At 60.4% G+C, this 6,305-nt stretch carries 5 protein-coding genes; all 5 read right to left on the reverse strand.

Annotated elements, in window-relative coordinates:
• Positions 1-19: 19 nt before the first annotated feature.
• Positions 20-751: a carbonic anhydrase gene (locus tag CIB54_RS21030; RefSeq protein ID WP_065953383.1), complete on the reverse strand. Its 732-nt coding sequence runs from the start codon at positions 749-751 to the stop codon at positions 20-22.
• A gap of 229 nt (positions 752-980) precedes the next feature.
• Positions 981-2,039, reverse strand: a complete 1,059-nt coding sequence (locus tag CIB54_RS21035) for a PA0069 family radical SAM protein (protein ID WP_065953382.1) — start codon at positions 2,037-2,039, stop codon at positions 981-983.
• 70 nt (positions 2,040-2,109) lie between these two features.
• Complete coding sequence (locus CIB54_RS21040; RefSeq protein WP_101220835.1) at positions 2,110-3,408, reverse strand: cytochrome c; 1,299 nt, start codon at positions 3,406-3,408, stop codon at positions 2,110-2,112.
• Between the two features lie 12 nt (positions 3,409-3,420).
• Complete coding sequence (locus CIB54_RS21045) at positions 3,421-5,205, reverse strand: GMC family oxidoreductase (protein WP_101220836.1); 1,785 nt, start codon at positions 5,203-5,205, stop codon at positions 3,421-3,423.
• A gap of 2 nt (positions 5,206-5,207) precedes the next feature.
• Positions 5,208-5,960 carry a gluconate 2-dehydrogenase subunit 3 family protein gene (locus CIB54_RS21050; protein WP_065953380.1) on the reverse strand — a complete coding sequence of 251 codons (753 nt, stop codon included), beginning with the start codon at positions 5,958-5,960 and terminating at the stop codon, positions 5,208-5,210.
• Positions 5,961-6,305 lie beyond the last annotated feature (345 nt).

Here is a 6,305-nt window from a genome sequence, read left to right on the forward strand (position 1 = left end):
TACCCGGCAGGGAAGTGTGTTAGAAGCGCGCTTTAGGCGTCGCGGATGGAATCGGGCCTTCGCCGCCCAACGGTCGGAACGCCGACTGATCCGCATCGTAGGCGCGGATCTCGCTGGTTTCGATGTTGTAGATCCAGCCGTGAATAAACAATTGGCCATTGGCCATGCGCGAAGCCACGGAAGGGTGGGTGCGCAAGTGCTGCAACTGGGCGATGACGTTTTCTTCGGTCAGTACCTTCATGCTCTCGCCTTCATTGGCGCAGTCGCAGTTGTCGTGGACCATCGTCTTGGCGACCTCGGCATGACGCAACCAGGCCTTGACCGTCGGCATCTTCTCGAGGCTGTCGGGATTGAGCACCGCGCGCATGGCGCCGCAATCGGAGTGCCCGCACACGATGATGTGCTGTACGCCAAGGGCGAGTACCGCGTACTCGATGGCCGTGGAAACACCGCCGTTCATCTGGCCGTAGGGAGGGACTACGTTACCCACGTTGCGGGTCACGAACAGGTCGCCGGGCGAACTTTGAGTAATCAGCTCAGGCACGATGCGCGAGTCGGCGCACGTAATGAACATCGCGCGCGGGCTCTGGGCCGTGGCGAGTTTCTTGAAGAGTGCTTCCTGCTGGGGGAAGACGTCGTGATGAAAATGCAAAAAACCGTCGACGATATGCTGCAGCGCTGCATCGGCGGTTTCCGCCACTTGAGGGGCTGAAGCCGACGCAGCCAACGGCTGTTTATCCTTATCACTCATGATTCAACCTCTTGATCAATGCAGGGGAAGTGTTCAGCTCAGTTCTGACGCCCGGGCGGTTAAATAGTTGGGAAACTCCGCCAATCAGGGCGCCGACTCATCAGTCACTCGTTGAACAAGGTACCCCTCGAAACTTAACTCAAACTGAATGAACCGCTCTAGATCGGGGGTTTCAGTGATATCAAAACGCGACCATTCCTACAGCAGTTTCGCATTTGTCTTCTTCAGTCTACAACAATGCCATTTGCCTGCCCGGTGGGCAAAATGCCGTGCAATCGAGATTGAAGCCTTCACGGCGATTGAGCCCCAGACGTTTGATCGCCTTGCTGAAACGCTGCGCCAGCAGATCGGCAAACGGGCCCTCACCGCGCATACGCACACCGAAACGGCTGTCATACACCTCGCCACCACGCACCTGACGCACCAGGCTCATCACATGCGCCGCGCGCTGCGGGTAATGCGCCGCCAGCCACTCCTCGAACAGCGGCGCCACCTCGAGCGGCAGACGCAGCATCATGTACGCGGCACTTTGCGCACCTGCGGCATGGGCCTCGGTAAGCAGGCTTTCCAACTCACTGTCGTTGATCATCGGAATCATCGGCGAGCACAGCACACCGACCGGGATACCCGCCTCCCGCAGCACCCGTATTGCCCGCAACCGCGCCTTGGGCGCCGCTGTACGTGGCTCCAGAATGCGTTTGAGTTCATCGTCGAGGCTGGTGAGGCTGATCATTACCGCCACAAGCCGTTGCCGGGCCAGTTCGGCAAGCAGGTCCAGGTCGCGCAGGATCAACGAGCCCTTGGTGATGATGGTCACCGGGTGCCGATAACGCAGCAGCACTTCAAGGGTTTGGCGGGTGATCCTGTATTCACGCTCGATAGGCTGGTACGGGTCGGTATTGGAGCCCAGGTTGATCGGCGCGCACACATACCCCGGCTTCGACAGTTGCTGTTCCAGCACGTCGGCGGCATTGCTCTTGGCAATCAGCCGGGTTTCGAAATCCAGCCCCGGCGACATGTCCCAGTAGGCATGGCTGGGCCGTGCATAGCAGTAGATGCAGCCATGTTCGCAGCCGCGATAAGGGTTGATGGAGCGATCGAACGGCAAGTCTGGCGAGTTATTGCGGGTGATGATGGTCTTGGCCGTTTCGATGCGCACTTCGGTACCCTGGGTAGGCGGCACTTCCTGGTACCAGCCGTCGTCCTCGGCCACGCTGACGGTGGGCGCGAAACGGTTGTGCAGGTTGGTGGCCGTGCCCCGGCCACGGGGTGGCAGTGCAGTGGTCATGAAAACGCCTCGATACTGTTTTTATATACAGTATCGAGGCGCGCGGTTTCTGACCAGTGCCGTCTGGCGGTCAGTGCTTTTGCGTGACCTGCCCCAGATCGTCACCCGAGGTGGTGCGCATATCGCTTTTGCGCAGATCGGCCACGTCGCTTGCGCTCACGGGTGCGCCCTGATTGCCCCAGCTGCCGCGGATAAAACTGACCACATCCGCCACTTCCTGGTCCGACAAGCGCCAGGCGAATGCCGGCATGGTGAAGGTCGACGGCGCGGCGTGAGTGGCGGGCAAGGTGCCGCCGTTCAACACGATGTTGATCAATGATGTGGCGTCCGCCGTCTGCAGCACCGGGTTGCCCGCGAGCGCCGGGAACACCCGCGTATAACCATGCCCATCGGTACGGTGGCAGGCCGCGCAGTTGTCGATATATACCGAGGCGCCCGGCTTGCTGTCATCCCCCTTCCAGAGCGCCTGGGCCACTTGTTGGTCGTACGAGTGCGGCTGGTCCTTGGGGTCCACCGCCGGCAGGCTCTTGAGGTAGCGGGCGATAGCGGTCAGATCGTCCTGCGATATGTATTGCATGCTGTGGACCACCACATCGCTCATGCCGCCAAACACCGCGCTGCGATCACTGCGACCGGTCTTGAGAAATTGCACCAGTTGCTCTTCGCTCCAGCTGCCGAGGCCGTCCTTGTGGTCGCCGCGCAGGCTTTTCGCAATCCAGCCTTCCAGGGGCGCGCTGCCGGACAGGAATGCGCTGCCGTCAGCGGCGCTCAGGGCTTTTTCCTGCATGGTCAGGGCGCGGGGCGTATGGCACGCACCGCAATGGCCAAGGCCTTCGACCAGGTAGGCGCCACGGCTGACCACTGGGTCGGCGGTGGCTTGTGCCTGATGTTCCTCGACCGATGGCGCGAACATCCAGCGCCATGCCGCCAGGGGCCAGCGCATGCTCAACGGCCAGGGAATATCACTGTCCCGGTTCTCCTGGGCGACCGGCTCGACGCCTTTCATGAAGTAGGCATATAACGCCTGCATATCGCTGTCGCTGACGCGCGCGTAAGACGGGTAGGGCATTGCCGGGTAAAGCGTACTACCGCTCTTGGCGACGCCATGGCGCACGGCCTTGTCGAAGTCTTCGAAGCTGTAGTCTCCCAGGCCGGTCTTGTCCGGTGTGATGTTGGTGGAATAAATCACGCCAATGGGGGTTTCCATCGGCAGGCCGCCGGCGAATGGCTTGCCGCCCTTGGCGGTGTGGCAAGCCACACAATCACCGGCGCGGGCCAGGTATTCACCTTGCTTGATCAGGTCGGTTTCAGCCGCGCTGACCGAGCAACTGCTGAACAGCGCCAGAGAGGCGATAACGAGTGCTTTCATGGTCATCGCTCCTTATGCCTGAACCAGCGGGCCGGGGTTTTTCAGGTACTGTTCGCGGATCGCACGGGCCGACCAGTAGGTCAAAGCTGCCACCAGACCGGTAGGGTTGTAGCCCAAACCTTGTGGGAAAGCGGACGCCCCTGGGACAAACACGTTGTGTACATCCCAGCTCTGCAGGTAACGGTTCAACGCGCTGGTTTTCGGGTCGGTGCCCATGATCGCGCCGCCGTTAAGATGAGTGGTCTGGTACGACGCCGTATTGAAATGCTCACCGACCTTTTTGCCGAGAACGGCGATCGCCTTGGGATTCATGGCCTGGGCGACCTTGCCCATTTTTTCCATCATGAAGCGGTTCATCTTGATGTCGTTTTCCTGCCAGTCGAAGGTCATCCGCAACAGCGGCAGGCCGTAGGCATCGCGGTAAACCGGGTCCAGATCCAGGTAATTGCTGCGGTAGGACTGATGTGCGCCGTGGGAATCCATCGACACTTGGTGGGTGTAGTAATCGGCGGTGGCACGCTTCCACGCGCTGCCCCAGGCCGGCGTGCCCGGAGGGTTGGAGGTGCCGGCAATCGGCCGGCTGCCCGCCTGGTTGACCCACATCGGCGAGCCGCCCACGAAGCCGTGCGGGCCATGGTCGAAGTTGTCGGCATTGAAGTCATCAATGGCCACGCCATTGCCGCCCGCGCCGATAAAGTTGTTGGTGTGGGTGTCCTTGTCGAAGAACGCCTTGATGGTGCCCATGTTCTGGTAGGCAAAGTTCCTGCCCACCACGCCTTCGTTGGTAATCGGGTCGTAAGGCTTGCCGATGCCCGACAGCAGCATCAGGCGCACGTTGTGGAACTGGAACGCGCCGAGGATCACCAGGTCCGCGGGCTGTTCGCATTCCCGACCCTGGCTGTCGACATAGCTCACACCGGTGGCTTTCTTCCCGGTGCTGTCGAGGTTGACCTTGAGCACGTGGGAATTGGGCCGCAGCTCGAAATTCGGCACTTGGCGCAACGCCGGCAGAATGTTCACGTTGGGCGACGCCTTGGAGTACATGTAGCACACGTAGCCGCTGCAAAAGCCGCAGAAGTTACACGGTCCCATCTGCGCGCCGTAAGGGTTGGTGTAAGGCCCCGAGGTATTGGCCGACGGCAGGTTGTAGGGTTTGTAACCCACATCAGCAGCCGCTTTCTGAAACAGCTGCGCGGAGACCGTGTTTTTCTGTGCCTCCAGCGGGAAGGGGTTCGAGCGATCCGGTGCATACGGGTTGCCGCCGCGACCTTCACCCACCAATTGACCCTTGACGGTCCACGCCTGGCCGGAAGTGCCAAAGACCTTTTCCGCGTAATCGAAAAACGGCTCCAGCTCTTCGTAGCTGACACCGAAGTCCTGGATGGTCATGTCCTTGGGAATGAAGTGCTTCCCATAGCGCTCTTCGTAGTGGCTGCGCATGCGCAACTCGATGGGGTCGACACGAAAATGCACGCCGGACCAATGCAGGCCTGCGCCGCCGACACCGTTACCGGGCAAGAAGGCGCCGAGCTGACGGTTGGGCAGGGCGACGTCATTCACACTATGGCGAATGGTCACCGTCTCTTTGGAAATGTCCTGGAAGAGTTTTTTACGCACGCTGTAGGTCAGTTCATCAATGACCTGGGGATAGTTGCCGTCCGGGTAGGTGTCCTGCATCGGGCCGCGCTCCAGCGCTACCACGTTGAGGCCGGCCTCGGTCAGCTCCTTGGCCATGATCGCGCCGGTCCAGCCGAAGCCCACGATCACCGCGTCCACTTTCTTCATGATGGTCGCCACGGTCATGCCCTCTCGCCGCGAATGGAAACAGCCGGGAAGGGGTATTGCTCATTGCGCTCCACCCAATCCATGAAATCGGCGCGGGCGCCGGGGAAACCGATCATGGTCCAGCCGACCATGCCTTTGTTGCCGCCGTGGATGGGATCGCAGAAGAAGCCCTCCTTGGTGTTCTGCAACAACAGGTTGAAGAACATCTTTGCTGGCACCGCCTCGAAGTGAGCGCTCACTTCGCTGCCACCCGCTTCCAGGCGGCGCAACATATCGTCTCGGGTAGCGCTGTCTTGCGCGGCAAAAACTTTACCGTTGAACGCTTTCGACCAGGCATCCGTCGCGGCGATACCCAGGCGATAGATTTCCCTGGGCACTAATTTGCTCTGCCAGCCCATCTCCGGCGCGGCGTCGGCATTGAAGGGGCCTTGCATGAACCACAGGGCGCCACTGGCGTACGGGGTGTTCATCTGACGGTCGATGTATTCCGGCGCGCCAGCCTCCAAGGCACCTGGGCCCTGAGCATCAGCGGGAATCAAACGCTCCACGGCAGCGTTGATAAACGCCCACTCCTCGGCGGTGAAATAAGTCGGCTCATACGCCTTGTCACTGGGAGCCGGCTGGGTTGGCGCGGCCTGGACAGGCTCGGGCGTCGCCATCAGCATCGAACCGCCAAGGCCGGTACTGGCAACCGTGACCACCGGGATCAAGGTCAAGGATTTGCGCAAAAAATCACGCCGGGGGTTGTCTTGATCTTGATCAGACATGGGTGCACCTCATCATGTGGTCACGGATTTGGCCGCCGCTTCTGGGGAGCGACTTGGCTTTTTTTGCCGCGAGCGGCAATCAATGGTTACAAATGATAGCAGGCTAAGCATGTGGAGGAGGAGTTCAGCGACCTAAGTCGCATACAGGCGGGCAAAAAAATGGGAGGGGGCTTGCTTCTGATGGCGTAGGTATACACAACTCTGTAGCGCTCAACCGTAACCACGATGCGAAGCGAGTCGCTCTTGATCTTGATCTGCTTTTGATCTCAGGCGCCCCGTTAAACCACGCTGGCCGAACGCAGGCTTGAATCCGTGGGTAACCCGGCAGGACGCCGGGTTAGCCGC

Source organism: Pseudomonas fluorescens (assembly GCF_002837185.1).
GTDB lineage: Bacteria > Pseudomonadota > Gammaproteobacteria > Pseudomonadales > Pseudomonadaceae > Aquipseudomonas > Aquipseudomonas fluorescens_AM.

Excerpts from the sequence above, each read along its gene's own strand:
- CIB54_RS21040 (WP_101220835.1), bottom strand. The coding sequence starts at position 3,408 with ATGAAAGCACTCGTTATCGCCTCTCTGGCGCTGTTCAGCAGTTGCTCG.
- CIB54_RS21050 (WP_065953380.1), bottom strand. The coding sequence starts at position 5,960 with ATGTCTGATCAAGATCAAGACAACCCCCGGCGTGATTTTTTGCGCAAA.
- CIB54_RS21030 (WP_065953383.1), bottom strand. The coding sequence starts at position 751 with ATGAGTGATAAGGATAAACAGCCGTTGGCTGCGTCGGCTTCAGCCCCT.
- CIB54_RS21035 (WP_065953382.1), bottom strand. The coding sequence starts at position 2,039 with ATGACCACTGCACTGCCACCCCGTGGCCGGGGCACGGCCACCAACCTG.